Genomic DNA, 24,726 nt, shown 5'->3' on the forward strand with positions numbered 1-24,726 from the left:
CCATGACAGCCTTCGACGGCACCGGCAAGGTCGCGCTGATCACGGGCGGAGCCAACGGGATCGGCGCGGCGGTGGCGCGCCGGCTCGCCCGCGAGGGCGCCCGGGTCGTCCTCGCCGACGTCGACGCGGCGGCCGGGGACGCGCTCGCGAAGGAGCTGGACGGGGCGTTCGTCCGCTGCGACGTCCGCGACCCCGGCGACAGCGAGGCGGCCGTCGCCGTCGCCGTCGAGCGCTTCGGCGGCCTGGACGTGGCGTTCCTCAACGCCGGGGTCGCCGACGGCGGCGGAGTGGGGGACGACTTCGACCTCGCGGCGTACCGGCGGGCGATGGGCATCAACCTCGACGGCGTCGTGTTCGGCGCGCACGCCGCGCTTCCCGCGCTGCGCGCCAGGGGCGGCGGCGACATCGTCGCCACCGCGAGCATGGCGGCGCTGACCGCGACGCCGTTCGACCCCGTCTACGGCGCGAACAAGGCGGCCGTCGTCGGTCTCGTCCGCGCCCTCGGCCCCACGTTCGCCAAGGAGGGCATCCGCGTGAACGCGCTGTGCCCGTCCTTCGCCGACACCGACATCCTGACCCCGATGAAGGGGCAGCTCCAGGAGAGCGGCTTCCCGATCCTGGACGTGGGCGACGTCGTCGAGGCGTTCATGCGGATCCTCGACGCGGACGGCGCCGGCGAAGCCTGGTACGTGGTGCCCGGCCGGCCGTCCGAGCCGTTCCGGTTCCGCGGCGTCCCCGGCCCCCGCTGAGCATCCGAAGACTTCTGACAGGAGAGACATGCGCGCGATCCAGATCACCGAGTTCGGCGGGCCCGAGGTCCTGACCGTCACCGAGCTTCCCGACCCGTCCGCCGGGCCGGGGCACCTGCTCGTCGACGTCTCGCGGGCCGGCATCAACTACGCCGACACCCATCAGGCCGAGAACAGTTATCTGTCGGCGTCCACGCTGCCCATGGTGCCAGGGGGCGAGGTCGTCGGCACCACCGCGGACGGCCGCCGCGTCGTCGCGCTCGTCGGCACCGGCGGCTACGCCGAGAAGGCCGTCGCGCCCGAGGCGCTGGCCTGGGACGTCCCGGACGCCATCGACGACGTCACCGCGCTCGGCATGATCGTCCAGGGCGCGTCGGCGTGGGTGCTGCTGCGCCGCAGCGTCCACCTCGCCCCGGGCGAGTCCGTCGTCGTGCACGCCGCCGCGGGCGGCGTCGGGACGCTCGCCGTCCAGCTCGCCAAGGCCTGGGGCGCCGGGCGGGTCATCGCCACCGCCTCGTCCAAGGAGAAGCGGGACCTCGCCCTGGACCTCGGCGCCGACGTCGCGATCGACGCGAACGAGCCCGACCTCAAGGACGCGCTCATCGACGCCAACGGCGGCAAGCGCGTGGACACGGTCCTGGAGATGACCGGCGGGACGGTCACCGACCAGAGCCTGCAGGCCCTCGCGCCGTTCGGGCGGCTCGCCTTCTACGGCATGGCGTCGCGGAAGGAGCCGTCGCCCGTCCGGCCCGCCACGCTGATGGCGCATTCCACCACGATCTCGGGCATGTGGCTGGCGCACGTCTTCCAGCTCCCCGGCAACGTGATGCGCGAGGCCCTGGACGAGCTGTTCGGGCTCGCCGCCGCCGACCGGCTCCGCGTGATCCACGGCGGGGACTACGGGCTCGGCGAGGTGCGGCGTGCCCACGAGGACCTGCGCGCCCGCCGCACCACCGGCAAGCTCGTCCTCGACCCCTCGCGCTGAGACCGGTCCGGCTAGCCGACCAGGCCGTTCTCGTAGGCGTACACCACGGCCTGGGTGCGGTCGCGCAGCATGAGCTTGGTCAGGACGTGCCCGACGTGCGTCTTGACCGTCTGCTCGGCCAGCACCAGCTCGGCGGCGATCTCGGCGTTGGAAAGGCCGCGCGCGATGAGCCGCAGCACGTCCAGCTCGCGCGGCGTCAGGCCCGCGGTGGCCTGCGGGCTCGGCCGCTGGTGCCGGCGCCGGCGGGCGAAGTCGCCGATCAGCCGCCGGGTGATGGACGGGGCGAGCAGCGCGTCGCCCGCCGCCACCACCCGCACGCCGTTCACCAGATCGGCGGCCGACGCGTCCTTCAGCAGGAACCCGCTGGCGCCCGCGCCCAGCGCCTCGTAGACGTACTCGTCCAGGTCGAACGTCGTGAGCATGAGCACCTTCGGCCGCGCGCCGGCGGGGTCGGCGTCGGGGTCGGCGCCGCCGGCCAGCTCGGCGGTCGCGGCGAGGCCGTCCATCTCCGGCATCCGGATGTCCATCACGATCACGTCCGGATCGAGCCTGCGGGCCATCTCCACCGCCTCGCGGCCGTTGCCGGCCTGCCCGATCACCTCGATCCCCGGATCGGAGGACAGCAGCGCCGCGAGGCCGTCGCGGATCATCACCTGGTCGTCGGCGATCAGCACCCGAATCGTCACGGCCCAACCCTACGGCTCCGGAGATCAGTCCGGATCTCCGTACGGCAAGTCCGCCACCACCGCCCAGCCGCCCTCGCGGGGGCCGGCGTCCAGGCCGCCGCCGAGCATCGTGACGCGCTCGCGCATCCCGACGAGGCCGTGGCCGCCGCCCTGTGACTCCTCGGGCGTGGAACGGGCGCCGTCGTCGGCGACCGACACCGTCAGCGCGTCGGTCCCGTACTTCACCTCGACGTGGACCCGCGAGCCCGGCGCGTAGCGGGACGCGTTGCTCAGCGACTCCTGGACGATCCGGTACGCCGACAGGTCGACCCCGGTGGTCAGCGGGCGCGGCATGCCGACCACGACGGTCGCGACCGCCAGCCCGGACCGGCGGGCCGCGGCGACCAGCTCGTCCAGCCGCTCCAGGCCGGGCTGCGGGGCGCGCTCCGCGCCCTCGTCGTCCGAGCGCAGCAGCCCGACGACGCGGCGCGTCTCGGTGAGGGCCTCGCGCGCCGCGTCCCGGACCACCCCGAACGTCTGCCGGGCGGCGTCCGGCAGGTCCGGGATCTTGTACGGGGCGGCCTCCGCCTGCATCGCGATCACCGACATGTGGTGCGCGACCACGTCGTGCAGCTCGCGGGCGATGCGGGCCCGCTCCTCCAGCACCGCCTGCCGGGCCAGGTCGGCCCGGTGCTGCTCCTCGCGCCGGCGCAGCTCCTCCACGGCCGAGTGCCGTCCCCCGACCGCGTCTCCGAACGTCAGCGCGAGCGCGGCGATCCCGGCGAGGATCATGCCGAACCAGCCCGGCATCCCGAACAGCACGGCGGGCCCCAGCACCCCGGCGATGGTCACCGCGCCGACGCCGACCGTGGTCTGCCGGTCGGAGCCGACCCCGGTGAAGAACAGGATCACGACCAGGGCCAGGATCGCGGTCACCGGCCACGGCATGAAGCCGGTGCCGTGCCGGACGAAGACCGTCACCAGCAGGCCGGCGGCCGCCACCCGCCAGGCGGCGAGCGGCCACCGGGCCGCGAAGATCAGCGGGGTCGCCTGCAGCACGCCGAGCGGCCAGGCCAGCCCCGTCGGGACGTGGTAGGCCTGGATCGGGATGGCGATCGACCCTCCGGTGAAGCCGATCGTCAGCGCGGCCAGCAGCGCCAGGATCGGGATGCGCAGCACGAGCCTGCCGGGCAGCAGCGTGACCGGCCGTTCGTCGCCGCCGGGCACCAGGGCGGCGCGGACGCCGGCGAGCAGCCGGCCGTGGCGGCCGGACGGTGAGTGGGCTGGATCGTTCATTTGGCAGCGAGCCTAGAACGTGCGGCGCCCCGGCGGCCTGACCCCGGGGAGGGAGATCCGATCCGCCCCCTCCGGTATCAGCGCGATCAGCCCTGACCGGCGCGTTCGCCGCGGCTGGGCGGCGGTAGCAGCTATTTCCGATTGACTTTATAGGAAATCTGGGCCATCCTGATCGCCGTGACGATCTCCGGACTCCGCTACGAGCGCCTGCACGTCGACCTGCGCCGCCAGGCCAGCGCGCTGTGTCGCCGGCCGTCCTGAACCAGCGAGGACGACCGGCCGCACACCGCGAGGAGAGAGAAACCCACTATGACCGTCACCACGACCGGCTTCGTCGCGCCCGGGTCCGGGGACGCCGCCTTCACGCCGCCGCGCCTGGCCGAGAAGGCCCGTGAACTCGCCGCCGCCCCGCAGGAGTGGCTGCACCGGGTCCGGCTCGACCCGCACGGACGCTGGTACGAGCGCCTTCACCTGGACGCGGACCACGAGGTCTGGCTGATCAGCTGGCTTCCCGGCCAGTCCACCGGATTCCACGACCACGGGGACTCCGCCGGCGCGTTCGCGGTCGCCCTCGGGACGCTCGAGGAGGACCGCGTCCGCGCCCGGCGCGACGTCGGCACCGGGCAGGCCCATGCCTTCGGTCCCGGCTACGTCCACGACGTGCGCAACACCTCCGACGCGCCCGCCGTGAGCGTGCACGTGTACTCGCCGCCGCTGGCCACGATGCGCCGCTACGACGTCGACGCGGGCGGCGAGCTCGTCCGCCTCGCCGACGAGTCCGCCGCCGACTGGTGAGCCCGGAGGCCATGACCGCGATCTTGCGGTGATCGCCGGGGCGGCGGAGACTGCGGGAATGACCGACCTGAGCCATCCGATCTTCGCCCGGCTCTATCCGCGGCTGGACGCCCAGTGCGCCAAGTCGGGCGGCGACGCGCACCGCGCCGAGCTGCTCGCCGGGGCGTCCGGCCGGGTGCTGGAGGTGGGCGCCGGATACGGGGCCAACTTCGCGCACTACCCGCCGGAGGTCACCGAGGTCGTCGCGGTCGAACCCGAGCCGCGGCTGCGCGCGAAGGCCGGTCACGCCGCGGCCCGGGCGCCGGTCCCCGTCACCGTGCGTCCCGGCGTCGCGGAGGACCTCGACCTCGACGACGCGTCGTTCGACGTGGCCGTGGCGTCGCTCGTGCTGTGCTCCGTACGCGACCCGGTCCGAGCCCTGGCCGAGATCCGGCGGGTCCTGAAACCGGGCGGCGAACTGCGCTACTACGAGCACGTGCGGGGGAGCACGCCCGGGAAGGTGCGGTTCCAGCGGTGCGCCGACGTGGTGTGGCCGTTCCTCGCAGCCGGATGCCACGTCACCCGCCCGACGGGCGAGTGGATCGCCCGCAGCGGCTTCGCCGTCCAGGACGAGCGGCGCTTCGAGTTCCCGGAGTCCGGCGGGGCCAACCCGGCCTCACCGCATGTTCTCGGAATCGCAATCCGCGACTGACCGAGGACAAGGGCTCGCATTACGACTCCTCGGTGATCAACGGGACGGTCGACGCGCTCAAGGACCAGTTCGGCCTCGGCGGTTTCGCCGTCGGCTTCGTCGTGTCCGCCGCGCTGCTCGGCTGCGCCGCCGGCGCCTGGTTCGCCGGGCCGGTCGGCGACCGGATCGGCCGGGTGCGGGTGATGCTCATCGCGTCCGTACTGTTCGTGATCAGCTCGCTCGGCTCGGCGCTGGCCTTCAGCGCCGTCGACCTGACCTTCTGGCGGCTGGTCGGCGGCCTCGCCATCGGCGCCGCGTCCGTGATCGCGCCCGCCTACATCGCCGAGATCGCCCCCGCCGAGCTGCGCGGCCGGCTCGGCTCGCTGCAGCAGATGGCGATCGTGCTCGGCATCTTCGCCGCCCTCGTCGTCAACTACGTCATCGCCCAGGTGCCCGACGGGGGCGCGACCGGAACGTTCCCCCTGGGCGGCGGAGAGTGGCGCTGGATGTTCGCCAGCTGCGTCGTCCCCGCCGTCATGTACGGGGTGATCGCCACCACCATCCCCGAGTCGCCCCGTCCACCTCAGGGACCTGCGCGGCGACCGCCTCGGCCTGCTGCCGATCGTCTGGGCCGGCATCCTGCTGTCGGTCTTCCAGCAGTTCGTCGGCATCAACGTGATCTTCTACTACTCGTCCTCGCTGTGGCAGGCGGTCGGCTTCTCCGAGAACGACGCGATACGATGCTCACCTCGGTGATCAACTCGATCGTCAACGTCGCGTTCACGCTCGTCGCGATCGCCTTCGTGGACCGGGTCGGGCGGCGCCCGCTGCTGCTCGCCGGCGCCGCCGGCATGGCCGTCTCCCTCGGCGCCCTCACGGCCTGCTTCGCCACCGCGCCCATCGTCGACGGCGACCCGAAGCTCGGCGGCGTCGCCGGGCCGGTCGCGCTCGTGGCGGCCAACGTGTTCGTCGCCTCCTTCGCCGCGACCTGGGGCCCGGTCGTGTGGGTGATGCTCGGGGAGATGTTCGACAACTTCATCCGGGCCTCCGCGCTGGCCGTCGCCGCCGCCGCGCAGTGGCTCGCCAACTGGGTGATCACCACGACGTTCCCCGGCATCTCCGGTTTCTCCCTCGGCCTGGCCCACGGCCTCTACACGCTGTTCTCCATCCTGGCGTTCGTGTTCGTGATCCGTGCCGTCCCCGAGACCAAGGGGCGCGAACTGGGGGACATGGACCGGCTGGCCGCCCCCAGGGCGCGCGTCTGACGGGGCGGTATCGCCGTGCCGCGCGTGTGCCCGTCGGTTACAGTGGAGTCATGCCGCACCTGTTCGCAGAGACGACGACGCCGGGTCATCCCCGGCGCGGCTGCGGCATGAACTGACATCACATGCGGCAGGGCCCCGGGAGCGATCCCCCGGGGCCCTTCGCTTTCCGGGGACGCTCCGGGCCCTCCGCCGAGGAGAGGAACGCCCGATGGAGCCGGATGCGTCCGGGGGACACCCCGAGTCGATAGCATCGGAACCCGCTGATCCCAACCCATCATCGCGAGGAGTACCCGTGTCCACCGTGTCTGAGCTGCGCATCACCCTCGACGGGAGCGAGCGGGCGGTGCCGGCGGGCACCACCGCGGGCCAGGCACTGGAGGCCGACGGCCGCACCGTGATCGCCGCCCGGGTCAACGGCGAGCTGCGCGACCTCGCCGGCGAGCTGCGCGACGGCGACGCCGTCGAACCGGTCGAGATCGGCTCCGGCGACGGCAGGGCGATCATGCGCCACTCCGCCGCGCACGTGATGGCGCAGGCCGTCCAGGAGCTGTTCCCCGAGGCGAAGCTGGGCATCGGCCCGCCGGTGGAGAACGGCTTCTACTACGACTTCGAGGTCGCCGAGCCGTTCACCCCCGACGACCTCAAGCGCATCGAGAAGCGGATGCGCGAGATCGTCAAGCAGGGCCAGCGGTTCGCCCGCCGTCCCGTCTCCGAGGACGACGCGCGCGCGGAACTGGCCGCCGAGCCCTACAAGCTCGAACTCATCGGCCTGAAGGGATCCGGCCCGGTCGAGGACGCGGCCGACGGCGCGGACGTCGAGGTCGGCGGTGGCGAGCTGACCATCTACGACAACCTCGACGCCAAGTCCGGCGAACTGCGCTGGAAGGACCTGTGCCGCGGCCCGCACCTGCCGTCCACCCGGGTCATCCCCGCCTTCAAGCTGATGCGTTCGGGCGGCGCCTACTGGCGCGGCAGCGAGAAGAACCCGCAGCTGCAGCGGATCTACGGCACCGCGTGGGAGTCCCGCGACAAGCAGGACGAGTACCTGAAGTTCCTCGCGGAGGCCGAGAAGCGCGACCACCGCAGGCTCGGCGCCGAGCTCGACCTGTTCTCCTTCCCGAACGAGATCGGCAGCGGCCTCGCCGTCTTCCACCCGAAGGGCGGCGCCGTCCGCAAGGTGATGGAGGACTACTCGCGCCGCCGGCACGAGGAGGAGGGCTACGAGTTCGTCAACACCCCCCACATCACCAAGGGCCACCTGTTCGAGACCTCCGGGCACCTCGGCTGGTACAAGGACGACATGTTCCCGGCCATGGAGGTCGACGGCGGCGACTACTACCTCAAGCCGATGAACTGCCCGATGCACAACCTGATCTTCCGGGCGCGCGGCCGGTCCTACCGGGAGCTGCCGCTGCGGCTGTTCGAGTTCGGCTCGGTGTACCGGTACGAGAAGTCGGGGGTCGTGCACGGCCTCACCCGCGTCCGCGGCATGACCCAGGACGACGCGCACATCTACTGCACCCAGGAGCAGATGGGCGAGGAGATCAAGCGGCTGCTCGACTTCGTCCTCGGCCTGCTGCGCGACTACGGCCTGAACGAGTTCTACCTGGAGCTGTCCACCCGCGACGAGTCCGACAAGTTCATCGGCTCGGAGGAGATGTGGGAGAAGGCGACCACCGCGCTCCGGGAGGCCGCCGAGTCCACCGGCCTCGACCTCGTCCCCGACCCGGGCGGAGCCGCGTTCTACGGGCCCAAGATCTCCGTGCAGGCCAAGGACGCGATCGGCCGCACCTGGCAGCTGTCCACCATCCAGGTCGACCCGAACCAGCCGGAGCGGTTCGGCCTGGAGTACCAGGCCGCGGACGGCACCCGGCAGCGGCCCATGATGCTGCACCGTGCTCTTTTCGGATCGATCGAGCGGTTCTTCGGCGTGCTGCTGGAGCACTACGCGGGCGCCATGCCGCCGTGGCTGGCGCCGGTCCAGGCCGTCGGCATCCCGATCGGCGACGCGCATGTCCCGCACCTGGAGAAGGTCGCGGCGAAGCTGCGCGAGCGCGGTATCCGCGTCGAGGTCGACACCTCCTCCGACCGGATGCAGAAGAAGATCCGCAATGCGCAGAAGCAGAAGATCCCGTACATGCTGCTGGCGGGCGACGACGACGTCGCCAAGGACGCGGTGTCGTTCAGATACCGCAGCGGCGAGCAGAAGAACGGGATCCCGATCGGCGAGGCCGTCGACGAGATCGTCAAGGCCGTCGAGGCGCGCGTCCAGATCTGAGCCGGGGCCGTGCCCGCACGGCGCGGGCACGGCCCCCGGAATTGGTAGCCTCATCGATCACGTGCGACGACCGGGGAGACAGCCGATGAAGTCCAGGAGGCCGGCGCGGCGCGCGCGGTCGCTCTGGGCGCGGATCGCCGGCTACACCGGGACGCTGCTGCTCGTCGCGGCGGCCGTCATCGTCCTGCTCATACCGCTGATGGACGACGGGAAGAAGGGCGCCGCCGGGACCGTGAGCCCCTCGGCGTCCGCGGGCGGCGGGACCGGCGGCCCCGGAGGGTCCGGCCTCCCGGTGACCCCGACCGGCCCGGGGCCGCAGCAGGGCGGAAGCGGCCGGCCCTACCCGGGCGGGCAGAACGACGGCTCCGGCGGGCAGGGGGGCGGGCCGCAGATACCCGCGCAGAACGGCTCGGCCGGCATCGGCCAGTGCCCGAAGGGAACGGCCTACTACAAGGCCACCGCCACCGGTGTGGACGTCGTCATCGCCGTCTCCGCGAGCGGCGCGATCCGGGCGGAGCTGTCGCTGCGGGGGCAGGCGCCCAAGTCCCAACAGACCACGGTGCGGAGCGGCGGGCCGCACACCTTCCACTTCACGGGCGTTCCGCCGCAGCTGGTCGAGCGCGTCAAGGTCACCACGGTGTCCGTCGGCGTGGCCATGCAGACCTGCTACGCCCGCCCCGCCGCCTGAGACCCGGAGGGCATGCGGACGTCCTCGACGGACACGTTGACCGCGGCGACCCGCGCCCCCAGCATCAGTCCCGCCACCCGCGCCACGTTGGTCTTCACCACCTTCGCCACGTCCTTGATCACGGTGCCGTACTCGACGGCGATGGCGACGTCGACCGTCACCTCGTCATCGCCCTGGGCCACGCGCACGCCCGCGCCGGCGGGCTCGTCGGGGCCGGTGAGCGCGGCGACGCCGGCCACCTCAAGCGCGGCGAGCGCGGCGATCTTCCCGATCACCGCGTCGCCGATCGTGATGCGGCCATCCACCGGCGAGGTGAGATCGCCGGACGAGCCGTGCAGCGTCATCGGCAGCGGGTTCGGTCCGGACGACGGGTTCTGCCCGGACGACAGGACGCCCCGCGGAGGGGGGACCTGCTGTTGCGCGGGAGACGCGTGCGGCGCGGCCAGCGGCGTACCCTGGGGCGCCGCCGTCCCGGGGCGGCTCGCGGGGGCACCGGGGAACAGCGGTTTCGCGCCGGGCTCCGGCCCCTGCTCGGCGTTCCCGGTCTGGCGCTTGTCGAGCCCGGTCATGATCGCTCCCTGGGGTTCGTCGGGTGACCATGGTGTCGGAGCGACGCTCGGGACGTCACGCAGGCACCGGATCGCGGGCGCGTCCGGGGGCGCGCCGACGGGCCATGCTAGGGGATCCCGGCTACAGCCCCGCGCCCCCTTCTCTCTATGCTGCTGGTCAGGCCGTGAACAAAAGGAGACCGCCGCCTTGAGCGCAGAGCCGGAGGAGTCCGTGGTGCAGCAGGGGCGCGAGGACGCGCCCGGCGCCGGGAACGAGCGCATGCCCCGCTTCGAGGAGGAAAGGGGCGGCGCGGGCACGCCCGACAACTTCCAGCGGCTGTGGACCCCGCACCGGATGGCCTACATCAAGGGCGAGAACAAGCCGGCGGGCGGGGGCTCCGGCGACGGCTGCCCGTTCTGCGAGATCCCGAGGATGACCGACGAGGAGGGCCTCGTCGTGGCCCGCGGCGAGTCGGTGTTCGCGGTGCTGAACCTCTACCCGTACAACTCCGGGCACCTCATGGTCGTCCCGTACCGGCACGTCGCGGACTACGCCGACCTGGAGGAGCCGGAGTACCTGGAGCTGGCCGTCTTCACCCAGCGCTCCCTGACGGCGCTGCGCAAGGCGAGCGGCGCGCAGGGCTTCAACGTCGGCATGAACCTCGGCCTCGTCGCGGGCGCGGGGATCGCGGCGCACCTGCACCAGCACGTCGTCCCGCGCTGGGGCGGCGACACCAACTTCATGCCGGTCGTCGGGCACACCAAGGTGCTGCCGCAGCTGCTCCGCGACACCCGCCAGCTGCTCGCAGACGCCTGGCCTCTGGACGCGTGACCGCGGCAGGCCGTCCTCCGGTCGCCCCGGGTGCCGCCGATGCGGCTAGGCGGGCGGCGTCCCGCGCCGGGGTCCGGGCACGGCGGGACGGGGCGGTGCCTGCGAGACGCTCGTCAGCTCCGACATCGTGACGAACTCGTAGCCCTTGGCGCGCAGGCCCCGGATCATCGGGACGAGGTTGCGGATCGCGACCAGGCGGTCGTGGTGGCCGGTGTCATGGGCGAGCAGGACGGTGCCGGGGGCGGTGTTGCCGACGATGTAGTCCACGAGCTGCGGCGGGTCGTGCTCGTAAGTCTTCTCGAGCATCTTGATCGACCAGAGCGCGATGTCGTACTCGAACTTGCAGGCGGCGCTCAGCGTGGTCCCGCCCAGGTGGCCGAACGGCGGCCGCAGGAACCGGGGCTCCTTGCCGACGATCCGCGCGATCGCGTTGTGGGCGCGCCGCAGCTGGTCCACGGCCCGGTCGTTGGACAGCCGGGAGAGGTCCTGGTGCTGCCAGGTGTGGTTGCCGGCCTCGTGCCGGTCCATCCGGCCGTGCACGAGCCGGGCGTTGCTGACGAGCCGCTCGCCGACGAGGAAGAACGTGGCCTTGACCTTCTCGGCGTCCAGGATGTCGTGCACCATGGGCGTCCAGTTGGGCATCGGGCCGTCGTCGAAGGTGAGCGCGACGAGCTTCTGGCTGGTGTCGACCCCCCAGATGACCTCCACGTGCGCGTGGCCGGGCCGCCACGGGCCGGCGATCGGCACCGCCATCGCCGACGACGGCGCACTCCCCGAATCGATCATGCCGCTGACCGTGTCCGCCCCGGCGCCCAGCGTCACCGCACCGGCGGCCGCGAGTCCGAGCCCCTTGAGGAACGTCCGGCGTCCGGGGGCGGCCGGATTCCGGTGGTCGTCCGCGTTTTCCATTGTGGGACAACGATGACATCGGAGCCCCCCGCTGATCATCGGCCCAGCGGCCGAATCGCACTCACTCTGCGGGATGAGCCGGGATCCGCCGGAAGTCGAGTCCGCGGCGCGGGCCCCTCGTCGCAGGGCCGTAGGACGGCGGGCCCCAGGACGGCGGGCCCCAGGACGGCGGGCGGGGCCCGGCGCGCGCCGGGCCCCGCACGTCTCCGCGAGACTAGGAGTGCTTGGACTCGGCGGCCATCTTCTCGGCGAGGTGCGTGGGGAGCGGTTCGTACCGGAGGAACGAGCGGCTGAACGTGCCGGTGCCCTGCGACATCGACCGCAGGTCGATCGCGTACCGGATGATCTCCAGCTGCGGCACCTCCGCCTTGATCATCGTGCGCCCGCCGGGCACCGCCTGGGAGCCGAGCACCCGGCCGCGCCGCGAGGTGAGGTCGGACATGATCTGGCCCACGTAGTCGTCGGCGATCAGCACGTCCACCTCGTCGACCGGCTCCAGCAGCAGCACCGGCACCTGGCTCGCCGCGTCCTTGAGCGCCAGTGCGCCGGCGGCCTGGAACGCCATGTCGGACGAGTCGACCGAGTGCGCCTTCCCGTCGTGCAGGGTGACCTTGATGTCGACCAGCGGGTAGCCGGCGGACACGCCGCGCTCCATCTGCTGCCGGACGCCCTTCTCGACCGACGGGATGAACTGCCGGGGCACCACCCCCCCGACGATCTTGTCGACGAACTCGAAGCCCTCGCCGGAGGGCGTCGGCTCCACGTCGATGTGGCAGATGCCGTACTGGCCGTGCCCGCCGCTCTGCTTGACGTGCCGGCCGAGGCCCTTGGCGGCTCCGCCGAAGGTCTCCCGCAGCGGCACGCGGAGCTCGACACGTTCGACCTCGACGCCGTACCGGGCGTGGAGGCGGTCGATCAGGACGTCGGCGTGCGCCTCGCCCATGGACCACAGCACCAGCTGGCGGGTTTCGGCGTTGTTCTCGAGCCGCAGCGTCGGGTCCTCCGCGACGAGGCGGCCGAGCGCCTGGCTGAGCTTGTCCTCGTCGGCCTTGGACTTCGCGCGGATCGCGACCGGAAGCAGCGGGTCCGGCATCGACCAGGGCGCCATGACCATCGGCGAGCCCGGATCGGACAGGGTGTCGCCGGTCTCGGCGCGGCTGAGCTTCGCCACCGCGCAGATGTCGCCGGCGATGCAGGACGACGCGGTCCGCTGCGTCTTGCCCAGCGGCGAGGTCAGCGCGCCGACGCGCTCGTCGACGTCGTGGTCCTCGTGCCCGCGCTCCTCCAGGCCGTGGCCGGAGACGTGCACGGTCGTGTCGGGGCGCAGCGTCCCGGAGAACACCCGGACCAGGGAGATCCGCCCGACATAGGGGTCGGACGTGGTCTTGACGATCTCGGCGACGAGCGGCCCCTCGGGGTCGCAGGAGAACTCCTTGGGCGGTCCGCCCTTCACCGGGGTCACGGGAGGAATGCCGTGTTCGAGGGGGGACGGGAACGCCTGGGTGATGACCTCCAGCAGCTCCATCATGCCGACGACCGGGCCGGGATGGTCACCGTGCGGGACCGACGTCGCGAGGACGGGATAGAAGCTGCCCCGAGCGACCGCGGTCTCCAGGTCCTCGATGAGCGCCTTGACGTCGATCTCCTCACCGGACAGGTACCGGTCCATGAGGGTCTCGTCCTCGCTCTCCTGGATGATCCCCTCGATCAGCGACGCGCGCTGCTCGGAGATCTGGTCCAGGTACTCCGGGTCCGGCATGCATTCGACGCGTTCCCCGCTGGAGTAGTCGAGGCAGCGCTGCGACAGCAGCCCGATCAGGCCCTTCAGCCCGTCCTCGCCCGCGGCCGGGAAGTACAGCGGCGCGACGCCCTCGCCGAAGACGTCCTGGCACGTCATGACCACGTCGTCGTAGTCGCCGCGCTGCTGGTCGATCTTGGTGATGACGACCGCGCGGGGCATCTGGACCGCGGCGCACTCCTCCCAGATCATCCGGGTGAGCCCGTCGATGCCGTCCACCGCCGAGATCACGAAGAGCGCCGCGTCGGCGGCGCGGAGCCCGGCCCGCAGATCGCCGACGAAGTCGGCGTAACCGGGCGTGTCGATGAGATTGACCTTGACGTCCCCGTGCGTGAGCGGGGCGAGCGCGAGGTTGACCGAGCGCTGCTGGCGTACCTCGACGTCGTCGAAGTCGCTGACCGTGGTGCCGTCCTCGACCTTGCCCGCCCGCTGCAGCGTGCCCGTGGCGGCGAGCAGCGCCTCGACGAGCGTGGTCTTGCCGGCCCCCGAGTGGCCGACCAGCGCGACATTGCGCACCTTGTCGCACCCGCCGGCCTCCGGTGCCCTGCCGGGGCCTCCCGGGTTGTGCTTGTCCGCCATGATGCCTCCTCGGACGTAGCGCGCGCCCGGGCATGGCGGCCCGGGCCTGACGTCCGAGTGCGGCGCTCGGCCATCCCCCTGACGTGCGTGACCGGCGTCACACTCGTGCTCACCACCCTTTCCCGTGGGGGCCGGGATCTCAAGGGGTGAACGGCAATCAACTGCGATCTGTCCGCCCGGTGCCGCCCCAAACCCCGCCCTGACCACCCGTACGGCCCATGCGTCCGGCACGGACCGCACTACGATGGGCCCGCTGAGGCGGCCCGCGGGGGCCCCTTTCTCCCTGCGACCCGGGAACCTTTCCGATCACGAGAACGGACGGCGATGCTCAACAAGATCAGGCCCGCGCTGGGGCGCGTCCTCACCCCCGTCGGTCAGGCGGTCGCGCGGACCGGAGTCTCGCCCAACGCCATCACCGTCATCGGCACGGTCGGCGTCGCCGCCGGCGCGCTCGTCCTGTTCCCACGGGGCGAGTTCTTCTGGGGCACGATGGTCATCACCGCGTTCGTGCTGTTCGACATGCTCGACGGCGCGGTCGCGCGGGTCACCGGGAAGATCTCCAAGTTCGGCGCGTTCCTGGACTCCACCATGGACCGGGTCGCCGACGCCGCGATCTTCTCGGGCCTGATGATCGGGCTGTACCGGGACGGCCAGGAGCCGCTCGCCGCCGTCGCCCTGTACTGCCTGGTCTCCGGGGTCGTGGTGTCCTACGCCAAGGCCCGCGCCGAAGGGCTCGGCTACACCTGCGACGTCGGCATCGCCGAACGCGCGGAGCGCCTCATCGTCGCGCTGGTCGCCGCCGGTTTCGACGGGCTCGGCGTCCCCTTCATCCTCGCGGTCGCGCTGTGGGCGCTCGCGGTGCTCAGCACGATCACCGTCGGGCAGCGGTTCGCCACGGTGTACGCGCAGGCGAAGGAGGGGGCGGGCGCCCCCGACTCGGCCGGGAACGGGGCCGAGAGGACGCCGGAGCCGCGTCCATGACCACGCCCCGCCGCGGAGAGGCGACGCCGTCGCTCCGCGATGAGGTGACCGACGCCGTCTACGCGATGGGCTGGACGGTCGTCCGCAAGATGCCCGAGAGCGCGGCGCGGCTGGCGTTCGCCGCCCTAGCCGACCGCACCTGGCACCGCTACGGCGCCGGCGTCCGGCAGCTGGAGAGAAACCTGTGCCGCGTCCTCGGCAAGGACGCCGTCGACGACGAGGTCCGCATCCTCAGCAAGAAGGTGCTGCGGTCCTACTTCCGCTACTGGCTGGAGGTGTTCCGGCTGCCCGAGTACGACCGGGCGCGGATCCTCGGCCGGATGCGGGTCACCGGCGAGAAGAAGATCTTCACCAACCTCGACTCCGGCCGCGGCGTCATCCTCGCCCTGCCCCACATGGGCAACTACGAGCACGCCGGCGCGTGGCTGGTGCACTGCGGCTACCCGTTCACCACCGTCGCCGAGCGGCTCAAGCCGGAGTCGCTGTTCGACCGGTTCGTCGAGTTCCGCGAGAGCCTCGGCATGGAGGTCCTCGCGCACAGGGGCGCCTCCGCGTACGGGCGCATGGCCCAGCGGCTTCGCTCCGGGCGTCCGGTCTGCCTCGTCGTCGACCGCGACCTGACCGAGAGCGGCATCGACGTCGAGTTCTTCGGCGCCACCGCCCGGATGCCCGCGGTGGCGGCCGCGCTGGCGGCCCAGACGGGCGCCGCCCTCATTCCCGTGACACTCTGGTACGAGGGGGAGTACTGGGCGGCGCGCGTCCACGAGGAGATCCCCGTCCCGGGCGAGGGCGGCAGACAGGAGAAGATCCAGGCCATGACCCAGGAGCTCGCGCATGCCTTCGAGGAGGGCATCGCCGCGCACCCAGAGGACTGGCACATGCTGCAGAAGGTCTGGGTGGACGACCTGGCGGACGTCCGGCGATGAGGACCGTCCGATGAAGGTGGGAATCGTCTGCCCCTACACCTGGGACGTGCCGGGCGGGGTCCAGCAGCACATCGGCGACCTCGCCGAGGCGCTGGTCGCGCTCGGCCACGAGGTGTCCGTCATCACGCCCGCCGACGACGACGCCGATCTGCCGCCCTACGTCGTGTCCGCCGGACGCGCCGTCCCCGTCCCCTACAACGGCTCGGTGGCCCGGCTGGCGTTCGGGTTCCTGTCGGCCGGGCGGGTCCGGCGCTGGATCAACGAGGGCGGCTTCGACGTCCTGCACGTCCACGAGCCCGCCGCGCCCTCCCTCGGCCTCCTCGCCTGCTGGGCGGCGGACGGGCCCATCGTCGGCACGTTCCACGCGTCCTACGAGAAGTCGCGGGCGCTGTCGGTCACCGCGCCGATCCTGCAGAGCGCCCTGGAGAAGATCACCGGCCGGATCGCGGTGTCCGAGGCCGCCCGCACCACCCTCGTCGAGCACCTCGGCGGCGACGCCGTGCTGATCCCGAACGGCGTCGCGACCGAGCGGTACGCGATGGCGGAGCCGCTCCCGGGCTGGCGCGGCCGCGCCGAGGCGCCGCACGGCGGCGACGGCGGAGCGCTCGGGTTCCTCGGCCGGATGGACGAGCCGCGCAAGGGCCTGCAGGTGCTGCTGCGCGCCTTCGAGGTCGTCGGCCGCCGCCGGCCCGGGTCGCGGCTGCTCCTCGCCGGGCCGGGCGACGCCGACGACGTCGTGGCCCGCGTGTCCCCGGAGCTGCGCGACCGCGTCGTCGTCCTCGGCCTGGTCAGCGAGCAGGACAAGATCCGCGCCTACCACTCGGTGGACGTGTTCGTCGCGCCCAACCTCGGCGGCGAGAGCTTCGGCATCGTCCTCGCCGAGGCCATGTCGGCGGGCGCGCCCATCCTCGCCAGCGACATCGAGGCGTTCGACCGGGTGCTGCGCGGCGGGCGGGCCGGGGTGCTGTTCCCGGCGGGGGACCCCGAGGCGCTCGCGGCGGCGGCCTGCGAACTGCTCGACGACCCGGCCCGCCGCAAGCAGCTGTCCGCCGAGGCGCGCGCCGCCGTCCGCGCCTACGACTGGTCGGCCGTGGCCCGCGACGTGCTGCGGGTGTACGAGACCGTCACCGACGGCGGCGCCCGCGTCGTCGAGTCCGGCCTCGGCGCCTAGGGGGCCGCCGGTGTCCTACGACTGGATCATCGACGTCCTGTTCTGGGTCGCCGTCGTCTTCCTGGTCGGCGTGTACGTGTCGTGGCGCGCCACCCGGCTCGACCGGCTGCACGTCCGCGTCGAGACGGCCCGCGCCGCGCTGGACGCCGCGCTGGTCAGGCGGGCCGCCGCGACGCTGGAGGTGGCCGCCTCCCGGCTCCTGGACCCCGCCACCAGCCTGGTGCTGGCCACCGCGGCCCACGAGGCCCGGACCGCCGACGCCGACGGCCGCGAGTTCGCCGAGAGCGACCTGTCGCGGGCCCTCCGCGCGGCCGTCGACCAGCCGGGGTTCGTCGACGCCCTCACCGCCCAGGGCGCCGGCGACGGGAAGGCGGTGCTGGAGGAGCTGTCGTCCGCCGCCGCGAAGGTCGCCTACGCCCGCCGCTTCTACAACGACGCCGTCTCCCAGGCCCGCATCGCGCGCCGCAAGCTGCTCATCCGGCTCCTGCCGCTCGCCGGGCGCGCCCCGCTCCCGGACTTCTTCGAGATCGACGACGATCCGCCCGCGATCTGACCCCGGGTTGATCGGATCGGCCCGGCCGGCCCGTACCGCTGGACGGGCGGCGCACCCGGCCGCGTTCGCTACCCTCTGGCAGATCGTCCTAGGGAGGGGTATTCGTGCGATTCGTCTGGGACACCGCCCCGGGCCGCGCGGCAGCGGGACTCGGCGTGCTCATGGTGGGCGCCGCCCTGTCGGCCTGTTCGGGCTCGGGTTCGGGCGGCTCCAAGGCGGCGGCGCCGCCGAGCAGCACGGGCGCGCCGTCGCAGAGCGCGACGCCCGAGCCCGCCGCCCACCCGTTCAACGGCGGCACGAAGGGCCTGGACAACCCCGTCCTCGCCGTCAAGATCGAGAACACGGCGCCCGCGTTCCCGCAGAGCGGGGTGTCGGCGGCCGACATCGTCTACGTCGAGCAGGTCGAGGGCGGGGAGACCCGGCTGATGGCGGTCTACTCGTCCAGGCTGCCGAAGCGGGTCGGGCCGGTCCGCAGCGCCCGCATCTCCGACCTGCACATCCTGCCGCAGTTCGGCCGTCCCGCCTTCGCCTTCTCCGGCGTCCAGAGCAAGATGAAGAAGTACATCCGCAAGGCGCCCCTGTACGACATCTCACAGGAGAACGCGGGCGGCGCCTACGTCCGGTCCAGCGCCAAGCAGATCCCGTACAACCTCTACGGCGACCCGAAGAGCCTGCTCAAGCGGGCGCCGAAGGCGGCGAAGCCGCGCGACATCGGGTTCACCTTCGGGGACGCCCCGGAGGGCGGCAAGCCCACCAGGTCGTTCACCGCCAGATGGCCCGCCGCGACGATGGGCTTCACCTGGTCGGCGAAGGAGAAGCGGTGGCTCGCCAGCTGGGGCGGGCGCCCCGACCGCGCCGCCGAGGGCGGACGCCTGGGCGGCAGGACGGTCGTCGTCCAGTACGCCAAGACGACCCGCTCCAAGTTCCACGACTTCCTCGGCAGCTACACGCCGCTGATCCACACCACCGGCACCGGGCGTGCCGTCGTCCTGCGCGACGGGAAGTCCTACAAGGCCAAGTGGTCACGGTCGTCGGAGAACAAGGGCACCACCTTCACCACCGCCGACGGCAAGCCGATGAACTTCGCCCGGGGCCAGGTCTGGGTGGTGCTCGTCAACGACGGCAAGCCCTACACGCCATAGCGTCGCACCGGATCCGGCCGTCAGTTCGTAAGCGGCCGGTGCCCCACGTTGACACTCTGCCGGGTCGAGAGGTCGCACGAGCAGGCAATATCATGGAAAGTGACTTGTCGTCCGTCCACGTAAGGAATGCCCGTGTCCACTTCCACTTCCGCCCCTGAGAACGCCGCGCCCGAGACGGGGACCGCCCGCGTCAAGCGCGGCATGGCGGAGATGCTCAAGGGCGGCGTGATCATGGACGTCGTCACGCCCGAGCAGGCGAAGATCGCCGAAGACGCGGGCGCGGTCGCCGTCATGGCCCTGGAGCGGGTCCCCGCCGACATCCGCGCCGAGGGCGGCATCTCCCGGATGAGCGACCCCGACATGATCGACGGGATCATCCGCGCGGTCTCCATCCCGGTGATGGCCAAGGCCCGCATCGGGCACTTCGTCGAGGCCCAGGTGCTGCAGGCCCTCGGCGTCGACTACATCGACGAGTCCGAGGTGCTGACGCCCGCCGACTACGACAACCACATCGACAAGTGGGCGTTCACCGTCCCGTTCGTGTGCGGCGCCACCAGCCTCGGCGAGGCGCTGCGCCGCATCACCGAGGGCGCGGCGATGATCCGCTCCAAGGGCGAGGCGGGCACCGGCGACGTCTCCAACGCCACGACCCACATGCGGAAGATCCGGCAGGAGATCCGCCGCCTGCAGAACCTGCCCGAGGACGAGCTGTTCGTCGCGGCCAAGGAGCTCCAGGCGCCCTACGAGCTGGTCAAGGAGGTCGCGCGGGCCGGCAAGCTGCCCGTCGTGCTCTTCACCGCCGGCGGCATCGCCACCCCCGCCGACGCCGCGATGATGATGCAGCTCGGCGCCGAGGGCGTCTTCGTCGGCTCCGGGATCTTCAAGTCCGGCAACCCGGCCCAGCGCGCCGAGGCCATCGTGAAGGCCACCACCTTCCACGACGACCCCGACGTGATCGCCAAGGTCTCCCGCGGCCTCGGCGAGGCGATGGTCGGCATCAGCGCCGCCTCCCTCGGCGAGGACCAGAAGTTCGCCGGCCGCGGCTGGTGACGGACCGGCCGTGAGGGGAGAATCCGCCCGGTCCGGATGACCGGGCGGATACTTGGGTACTCCACTCCACAGCGCCCCCTGACAGGGTTACGCTGGCGGCGCGGCCGGTCCAGGAGCGGTTCCGGGGGGTCTGGGGGTCGTCCCCAGAATGAAGGGCGAGGCCCTGGGCGGTGCCCGGCCGCGGGAGGGGAGAGCATGGCTTGGTCGGTCGCGCTGGCGTGCGCGAGCGCGGGTGAACTCACCGAGGTGTTCCGGCCGGGTCTGGTGCCCGACCCGGACGCCGCGGCGGCGATCGCGCGCGGCCTCTATCCGGCGGCCACCCTGACCGAGACCGGTGACACGGTCCTGGACTTCGCGCTCTGGCCGTACGAGGACGAGCTGTTCGTCGGGGCGTTCGAGCGGGCCCTCCTGCTGTGCGACCGGCGGTTGTTCTGCCTCGACGACGACGCCCGCCGGATCGCCGACACCGCCGCCGCCGCGCTCCCCGGCTCGCACTGCGGCGTGCTCGTCCTGCACAACGTCATCCACGGCTGCTGGTTCCGCTGGTACGAGTCCGGCGAACTCCTGCGCGACGTCTTCGTCACCGCCGAGGACGGCGTCGTCGTCGACCAGGGCGAACGGCTGCCCGCCGAGCGGCCCTTCTGGCGGGCCATCGACGCGGGTGCCCCGGACGTCCCGCTGCCGTTCGACCCCGAGGAGTTCGGCCTCGCCCTCGCCGAGGCGTACATGTTCGGCCGCGGCATCGCCGACCGGGGCAAGGACGGCTTCCTCCCGCTGGAACTCCCCGTCCGCCGGTTCAAGCACGCCTGAAACCAGGCCGTTCCCGGCTGAGCCGTCCCGCCGTGCTCGCGCGGCGCGGCGCCGCGGGGGAAGACCGGCCAGGTCGTGTCGCGTTGTAAGGAACGTCTAGGGTTGAGACGACCCCCTGTACCCCCGGAAGGTTCCTACGTGACTGCTGTGCCCACGATCGGTGTCCTCGCCCTCCAGGGCGACGTGCGAGAGCACGTCCGCGCTTTGGAGGCCTCCGGGGCGCGCACCCTGACCGTGCGCCGTCCCGAGGAACTGGAGCGCGTCGACGGGCTGGTCCTGCCGGGCGGGGAGTCCACCACCATGTGGCGGCTCGCCCGCTCGTTCGAGCTGCTGGACCCGCTGCGCAAGCGGATCGAGGCGGGCATGCCCGCGTACGGCTCCTGCGCCGGCATGATCATGCTGGCGGACCGGATCCGGGACGGAGCCGCCGGCCAGGAGACCGCCGGCGGGATCGACATGACGGTGCGGCGCAACGCGTTCGGCCGGCAGGTCGACTCGTTCGAGGCCGCCGTCCCGCTGACCGGCATGGGGGACACGCCGTACCACGCCGTTTTCATCCGCGCGCCCTGGGTGGAGTCCGTCGGCGACGCCGTGGAGGTCCTCGGACGCGCGGAGGGCGGCCCGAACGCCGGTAGGATCGTCGCCGTCCGCCAGGGGCGCCTCATGGCGACCGCGTTCCATCCGGAGTTGACTGGCGATTTCCGCGTGCACCACTACTTCGCCGATCTGGTGCGCCGGACGACAGAGGAGGATTGACAGATGTCCGGCCATTCCAAGTGGGCGACGACCAAGCACAAGAAGGCGGCCCTCGACGCCAAGCGGGGCAAGCTCTTCGCCAAGCTGATCAAGAACATCGAGGTGGCGGCCCGCACCGGCGGCGGCGACCCCGACGCGAACCCCACCCTCTACGACGCCATCTACAAGGCGAAGAAGAACTCGGTCCCCAACGACAACATCGAGCGCGCGCGCAAGCGCGGCGCCGGTGAGGAGGCCGGGGGCGCCGACTGGCAGACCATCACCTACGAGGGCTACGCCCCCGGTGGTGTCGCGGTCCTCATCGAGTGCCTGACCGACAACCGCAACCGGGCCGCCTCCGAGGTCCGCGTCGCCCTCACCCGCAACGGCGGCTCCCTCGCCGACCCGGGCTCGGTCTCGTACATGTTCACCCGCAAGGGCGTCGTGATCGTCCCCAAGGCGGGCACCAGCGAGGACGACGTGATGATGGCCGTCCTGGACGCGGGCGCCGAGGAGGTCAACGAGCTCGACGAGGAGAACTTCGAGGTCGTCAGCGAGGCCGGTGACCTCGTCGCGGTCCGCTCCGCCCTGGTCGACGCCGGGATCGACTACGAGTCGGCGGAGAGCAAGTTCCTGCCGAGCGTCACCGTCCCCCTCGACGAGGACAACGCCAAGAAGGTCTTCCGGCTCCTGGACGCCCTGGAGGACTCCGACGACGTCCAGGACGTCTACGCGAACTTCGACGTCCCCGACGAGGTCATGGCCTCCATCGACGCCTGAGGCGCCGTCACCCGCGTGAACGCCGCCGCCCGCGCTCCGGGCGGCGGCGTTCGGCGTCTCCGGCATGGCGTCTCCGGCATGGCCTACCGTCTGGATCATGGAGATCCGCACGCTGGCACCAGACGAGATCGACGCCGTCCGCGACATCCGGGCCCGCGCCTTCGGCCCGATACCGGACGCGGTGTGGGAGCCGCGCCTCCGGCTCTGGCGGCCGTCGGCGGAGGCCGGCCGGGTGTTCGCGGGTTTCGACGGCGGCCGGATCGTCGCCACGGGCGCGCTGCACGAGATGACGCAGTGGTGGCACGGTCGGGCCGTGTCCATGGCCGGCGTCAGCGCGATCACGGTGGCGCCGGAGGAACGCGGCCGCGGGCTCGGACGCCGGCTGATGACCGACCTGCTGGAGCGCTGCGCCGCGTTCGGTCACCCGCTGGCCGTGCTGTATCCCGCGACGACGCGCCTCTACCGCTCGCTCGGCTGGGAGCACGCGGGCGCGCAGCACCACGTCGCCATCTCCGCGGAGGCGCTGCGGACCGTCTCCGCGGGGCGGGTCCCGGTCCGAAGGGCGGGGCCGGACGACGCCGCCGAGGTCGCCGCCGTCATCGGCCGCGTACACGAGACGGCTCGGGACTGCGGCCCTGTCGGCTGGACGGAGCCGAGGTGGCGCGCCCACCTGGAGAACCAGGACGACTACGTCTACCTGGCCGAGGACGGGTTTCTCGCCTACCGCTGGGCTGAGGGCAACAGCGCGCTCGAGGTCGCCCGGCTCGTCGCGTGCTCCGAGAGCACACTGAGGGCGCTGTGGGCGATCGTCGGGTCCGGGTCGTCCACCGCAGAGTCCGTGAGGGCGTGCGTGTCGCCCATGGATCCGGTGCTGTGGCTGCTCCGGGAACGCGAGTACGAGGCCGTCGAGCGGCACCAGTGGATGCTGCGGGTCGTCGACGCGCCCGCGGCGATCGAGGCGCGCGGCTACCCGGCCGGTGTCACCGTGGCGGTCCCTCTGGAGATCGACGACCCGCAGTGCCCGGCGAACTCGGGTCACTGGTCGCTGGAGATCAAGGACGGAGAGGGACGGCTGGAGCGTTCCGCCGAGAACACCGCCGCCGTGCGAATCGGCCCGTGCGGCCTGTCGGCCCTCTATGCCGGGGTCCCGGTGCCGACGCTGCGCCGCACCGGCCTGCTCCACGGCGGAGACGCTGATGCGCTCTCGGCCGCGTTCGCGGCCACGCCGTTCTCGCTCGATTACTTCTGACCGGCGGCGCGGATTGATAGCGTTGTCGGCCGAACAGATGATCGAAGGAGCGGCCGTGCGGGTGATGGGGGTGGACCCCGGGCTCACCCGGTGCGGGGTGGGGGTCGTCGACGGCGCCCCCGGAAAGAACCTGCGTCTGGTGCACGTGTCGGTCGTGCGGACCGCCCCCGGCGAGGACCACGCCCTGCGCCTGCTGGGCATCGAAACGGGCATCGCGTCGCTCATGGACGAGCTCCGCCCCGACGCCGTCGCCGTCGAGCGCGTGTTCGCCCAGCACAACGTCCGCACCGTGATGGGAACGGCGCAGGCCGCCGGCATCGCCATGCTGCTCGCCGCCCGCCGCGGCCTGCCCGTCGCGCTGCACACCCCGAGCGAGGCCAAGGCCGCCGTCACCGGCAACGGCCGCGCCGACAAGGCGCAGGTGACCAGGATGGTGACCCGGCTGCTGTCCCTGGAGACGGCGCCGAAGCCCGCGGACGCGGCCGACGCGCTCGCGCTGGCCATCTGCCATGTGTGGCGCGGGGGAGCGCAGCAGCGGCTCGCCCAGGCCCAGTTGTCCCGGATCGAGGAGGCGGCGAGGGCCGAACGGGCGCGGCTCGCCGCCCGGAGCAGAGGAGGAAGCGTTCAGTGATCGCCTTCGTCAGCGGCCGGGTGGCCGCCGCCGGTCCCGACGGGGCGGTGATCGACGTGCACGGCGTCGGCCTGGCGGTGCAGTGCACCCCCGCCACCCTGGCCGGCCTGCGGGTCGGCGAGGAGGCGAAGGTGCCGACCTCGCTGGTCGTCCGGGAGGACTCCCTCACCCTGTTCGGCTTCGCCGACGACGACGAGCGCGCCGTCTTCGAGCTCCTGCAGACCGCGAGCGGCGTCGGTCCCCGCCTCGCCCTGGCGATGCTCGCCGTCCACACGCCGAACGGGCTGCGCCGGGCCGTGTCCACCGAGGACTTGACCGCGCTCACCAAGGTCCCCGGCATCGGCAAGAAGGGCGCCCAGCGCATCGTCCTGGAACTGCGGGACCGCCTCGGCGGCCCGGTGGGCGACGACGCCGGCGGCCTCCGCGCGCCCGCCCGTGCCGAGCCGTGGCGCGAGCAGGTCCAGATGGGCCTGGTCAACCTCGGCTGGTCCGCCAAGGACGCCGACGCCGCCGTGGACGCCGTCGCCGCCGACCTCGACGGCGGCCCCACGCCCCCGGTCGCCGCGTTGCTGAAGTCCGCCCTCAAGAAGCTGAGCAAATGATGAGCGGCAGCGAACCGGGGGGTGTGGGGGGCCGCCCCC

Annotated in this window: 26 protein-coding genes; 21 read left to right on the top strand and 5 right to left on the bottom strand. The window is 72.5% G+C overall.

From position 1 onward, the window contains the following. Window positions 1–2: 2 nt before the first annotated feature. Together ACQPZP_RS19065 and ACQPZP_RS19070 are read left to right on the top strand one after the other, a co-directional pair. Complete coding sequence (locus ACQPZP_RS19065; RefSeq protein ID WP_433478952.1) at window positions 3–749, top strand: SDR family oxidoreductase; 747 nt, start codon at window positions 3–5, stop codon at window positions 747–749. A 28-nt stretch (window positions 750–777) separates the two neighbouring features. Continuing rightward, complete coding sequence (locus ACQPZP_RS19070; protein WP_433478953.1) at window positions 778–1,734, top strand: quinone oxidoreductase family protein; 957 nt, start codon at window positions 778–780, stop codon at window positions 1,732–1,734. Between the two features lie 11 nt (window positions 1,735–1,745). Here the strand turns inward: ACQPZP_RS19070 and ACQPZP_RS19075 are convergent, their stop codons facing one another. Together ACQPZP_RS19075 and ACQPZP_RS19080 are read right to left on the bottom strand one after the other, a co-directional pair. Beyond that, window positions 1,746–2,420, bottom strand: a complete 675-nt coding sequence (locus tag ACQPZP_RS19075; RefSeq protein WP_433478954.1) for a response regulator — start codon at window positions 2,418–2,420, stop codon at window positions 1,746–1,748. Between the two features lie 24 nt (window positions 2,421–2,444). Beyond that, window positions 2,445–3,695 carry a sensor histidine kinase gene (locus tag ACQPZP_RS19080; RefSeq protein ID WP_433478955.1) on the bottom strand — a complete coding sequence of 417 codons (1,251 nt, stop codon included), beginning with the start codon at window positions 3,693–3,695 and terminating at the stop codon, window positions 2,445–2,447. Between the two features lie 177 nt (window positions 3,696–3,872). Between ACQPZP_RS19080 and ACQPZP_RS19085 the strand changes: the two genes are divergently transcribed. The 6 genes from ACQPZP_RS19085 (at window position 3,873) to ACQPZP_RS19110 (ending at window position 9,391) form a co-directional block, all read left to right on the top strand. Continuing rightward, entirely contained in the window at window positions 3,873–3,956 is an 84-nt protein-coding gene (locus ACQPZP_RS19085) for a putative leader peptide (RefSeq protein ID WP_433470004.1), read from the top strand. A gap of 48 nt (window positions 3,957–4,004) precedes the next feature. Beyond that, window positions 4,005–4,490 carry a cysteine dioxygenase gene (locus ACQPZP_RS19090; protein WP_433478956.1) on the top strand — a complete coding sequence of 162 codons (486 nt, stop codon included), beginning with the start codon at window positions 4,005–4,007 and terminating at the stop codon, window positions 4,488–4,490. 58 nt (window positions 4,491–4,548) lie between these two features. Further along, window positions 4,549–5,181, top strand: coding sequence for a class I SAM-dependent methyltransferase (locus ACQPZP_RS19095; RefSeq protein ID WP_433478957.1), 633 nt, complete (start codon window positions 4,549–4,551; stop codon window positions 5,179–5,181). Continuing rightward, the gene (locus ACQPZP_RS19100) at window positions 5,067–6,425 is read left to right on the top strand and encodes an MFS transporter (protein WP_433478958.1); all 1,359 of its coding nucleotides are present in this window, start codon (window positions 5,067–5,069) and stop codon (window positions 6,423–6,425) included. Before ACQPZP_RS19095 ends, ACQPZP_RS19100 begins: the two co-directional genes overlap by 115 nt. Before the next feature lie 292 nt (window positions 6,426–6,717). Next, a complete protein-coding gene (gene thrS, locus ACQPZP_RS19105; protein ID WP_433478959.1) occupies window positions 6,718–8,703 on the top strand; it encodes a threonine--tRNA ligase in 1,986 nt (661 codons plus the stop codon). Window positions 8,704–8,788: 85 nt separating this feature from the next. After that, window positions 8,789–9,391: a hypothetical protein gene (locus tag ACQPZP_RS19110; RefSeq protein WP_433478960.1), complete on the top strand. Its 603-nt coding sequence runs from the start codon at window positions 8,789–8,791 to the stop codon at window positions 9,389–9,391. Here ACQPZP_RS19110 and ACQPZP_RS19115 read toward each other — a convergent pair. Further along, window positions 9,370–9,960, bottom strand: coding sequence for an Asp23/Gls24 family envelope stress response protein (locus ACQPZP_RS19115; RefSeq protein ID WP_433478961.1), 591 nt, complete (start codon window positions 9,958–9,960; stop codon window positions 9,370–9,372). The genes ACQPZP_RS19110 and ACQPZP_RS19115 overlap by 22 nt on opposite strands. Before the next feature lie 259 nt (window positions 9,961–10,219). Here ACQPZP_RS19115 and ACQPZP_RS19120 point away from each other — a divergent pair, with 259 nt between their 5' ends. Then, complete coding sequence (locus tag ACQPZP_RS19120; protein ID WP_433479634.1) at window positions 10,220–10,771, top strand: HIT family protein; 552 nt, start codon at window positions 10,220–10,222, stop codon at window positions 10,769–10,771. A gap of 45 nt (window positions 10,772–10,816) precedes the next feature. On the opposite strand, the gene ACQPZP_RS19125 is transcribed toward ACQPZP_RS19120, so the two are convergent. Together ACQPZP_RS19125 and ACQPZP_RS19130 are read right to left on the bottom strand one after the other, a co-directional pair. After that, window positions 10,817–11,680 (bottom strand): polysaccharide deacetylase family protein, encoded by an 864-nt coding sequence (locus ACQPZP_RS19125; RefSeq protein ID WP_433478962.1) that lies wholly within the window; start codon window positions 11,678–11,680, stop codon window positions 10,817–10,819. Window positions 11,681–11,894: 214 nt separating this feature from the next. Continuing rightward, entirely contained in the window at window positions 11,895–14,057 is a 2,163-nt protein-coding gene (locus ACQPZP_RS19130) for an elongation factor G-like protein EF-G2 (RefSeq protein ID WP_433478963.1), read from the bottom strand. Between the two features lie 324 nt (window positions 14,058–14,381). Here ACQPZP_RS19130 and pgsA point away from each other — a divergent pair, with 324 nt between their 5' ends. The 12 genes from pgsA (at window position 14,382) to ruvA (ending at window position 24,687) form a co-directional block, all read left to right on the top strand. Then, entirely contained in the window at window positions 14,382–15,038 is a 657-nt protein-coding gene (pgsA, locus tag ACQPZP_RS19135; protein WP_433478964.1) for a phosphatidylinositol phosphate synthase, read from the top strand. After that, window positions 15,035–15,964: a phosphatidylinositol mannoside acyltransferase gene (locus tag ACQPZP_RS19140; RefSeq protein ID WP_433478965.1), complete on the top strand. Its 930-nt coding sequence runs from the start codon at window positions 15,035–15,037 to the stop codon at window positions 15,962–15,964. The genes pgsA and ACQPZP_RS19140 overlap by 4 nt, the downstream gene beginning before the upstream one ends. A 10-nt stretch (window positions 15,965–15,974) precedes the next feature. After that, on the top strand, window positions 15,975–17,135 hold the full coding sequence (locus ACQPZP_RS19145; RefSeq protein WP_433478966.1) for a glycosyltransferase family 4 protein: 1,161 nt from the start codon (window positions 15,975–15,977) through the stop codon (window positions 17,133–17,135). Window positions 17,136–17,145: 10 nt separating this feature from the next. Beyond that, window positions 17,146–17,688: a hypothetical protein gene (locus ACQPZP_RS19150; protein ID WP_433478967.1), complete on the top strand. Its 543-nt coding sequence runs from the start codon at window positions 17,146–17,148 to the stop codon at window positions 17,686–17,688. Window positions 17,689–17,792: 104 nt separating this feature from the next. Then, window positions 17,793–18,830, top strand: coding sequence for a DUF3048 domain-containing protein (locus ACQPZP_RS19155; RefSeq protein WP_433478968.1), 1,038 nt, complete (start codon window positions 17,793–17,795; stop codon window positions 18,828–18,830). A gap of 126 nt (window positions 18,831–18,956) precedes the next feature. Next, window positions 18,957–19,880: a pyridoxal 5'-phosphate synthase lyase subunit PdxS gene (pdxS, locus tag ACQPZP_RS19160; RefSeq protein ID WP_433478969.1), complete on the top strand. Its 924-nt coding sequence runs from the start codon at window positions 18,957–18,959 to the stop codon at window positions 19,878–19,880. Window positions 19,881–20,075: 195 nt separating this feature from the next. Then, entirely contained in the window at window positions 20,076–20,690 is a 615-nt protein-coding gene (locus ACQPZP_RS19165) for a DUF6928 family protein (protein WP_433478970.1), read from the top strand. 138 nt (window positions 20,691–20,828) lie between these two features. Next, the gene (pdxT, locus tag ACQPZP_RS19170) at window positions 20,829–21,446 is read left to right on the top strand and encodes a pyridoxal 5'-phosphate synthase glutaminase subunit PdxT (RefSeq protein WP_433478971.1); all 618 of its coding nucleotides are present in this window, start codon (window positions 20,829–20,831) and stop codon (window positions 21,444–21,446) included. Between the two features lie 3 nt (window positions 21,447–21,449). Continuing rightward, on the top strand, window positions 21,450–22,205 hold the full coding sequence (locus ACQPZP_RS19175; protein ID WP_433469176.1) for a YebC/PmpR family DNA-binding transcriptional regulator: 756 nt from the start codon (window positions 21,450–21,452) through the stop codon (window positions 22,203–22,205). Between the two features lie 97 nt (window positions 22,206–22,302). Further along, window positions 22,303–23,454 carry a GNAT family N-acetyltransferase gene (locus ACQPZP_RS19180; protein WP_433478972.1) on the top strand — a complete coding sequence of 384 codons (1,152 nt, stop codon included), beginning with the start codon at window positions 22,303–22,305 and terminating at the stop codon, window positions 23,452–23,454. A 55-nt stretch (window positions 23,455–23,509) separates the two neighbouring features. Continuing rightward, window positions 23,510–24,085: a crossover junction endodeoxyribonuclease RuvC gene (gene ruvC, locus ACQPZP_RS19185; RefSeq protein ID WP_433479635.1), complete on the top strand. Its 576-nt coding sequence runs from the start codon at window positions 23,510–23,512 to the stop codon at window positions 24,083–24,085. Further along, on the top strand, window positions 24,082–24,687 hold the full coding sequence (gene ruvA / locus ACQPZP_RS19190; RefSeq protein WP_433478973.1) for a Holliday junction branch migration protein RuvA: 606 nt from the start codon (window positions 24,082–24,084) through the stop codon (window positions 24,685–24,687). The genes ruvC and ruvA overlap by 4 nt, the downstream gene beginning before the upstream one ends. Window positions 24,688–24,726: the final 39 nt, after the last annotated feature.

The organism is Spirillospora sp. CA-142024 (assembly GCF_050942325.1).
GTDB lineage: Bacteria > Actinomycetota > Actinomycetes > Streptosporangiales > Streptosporangiaceae > Spirillospora.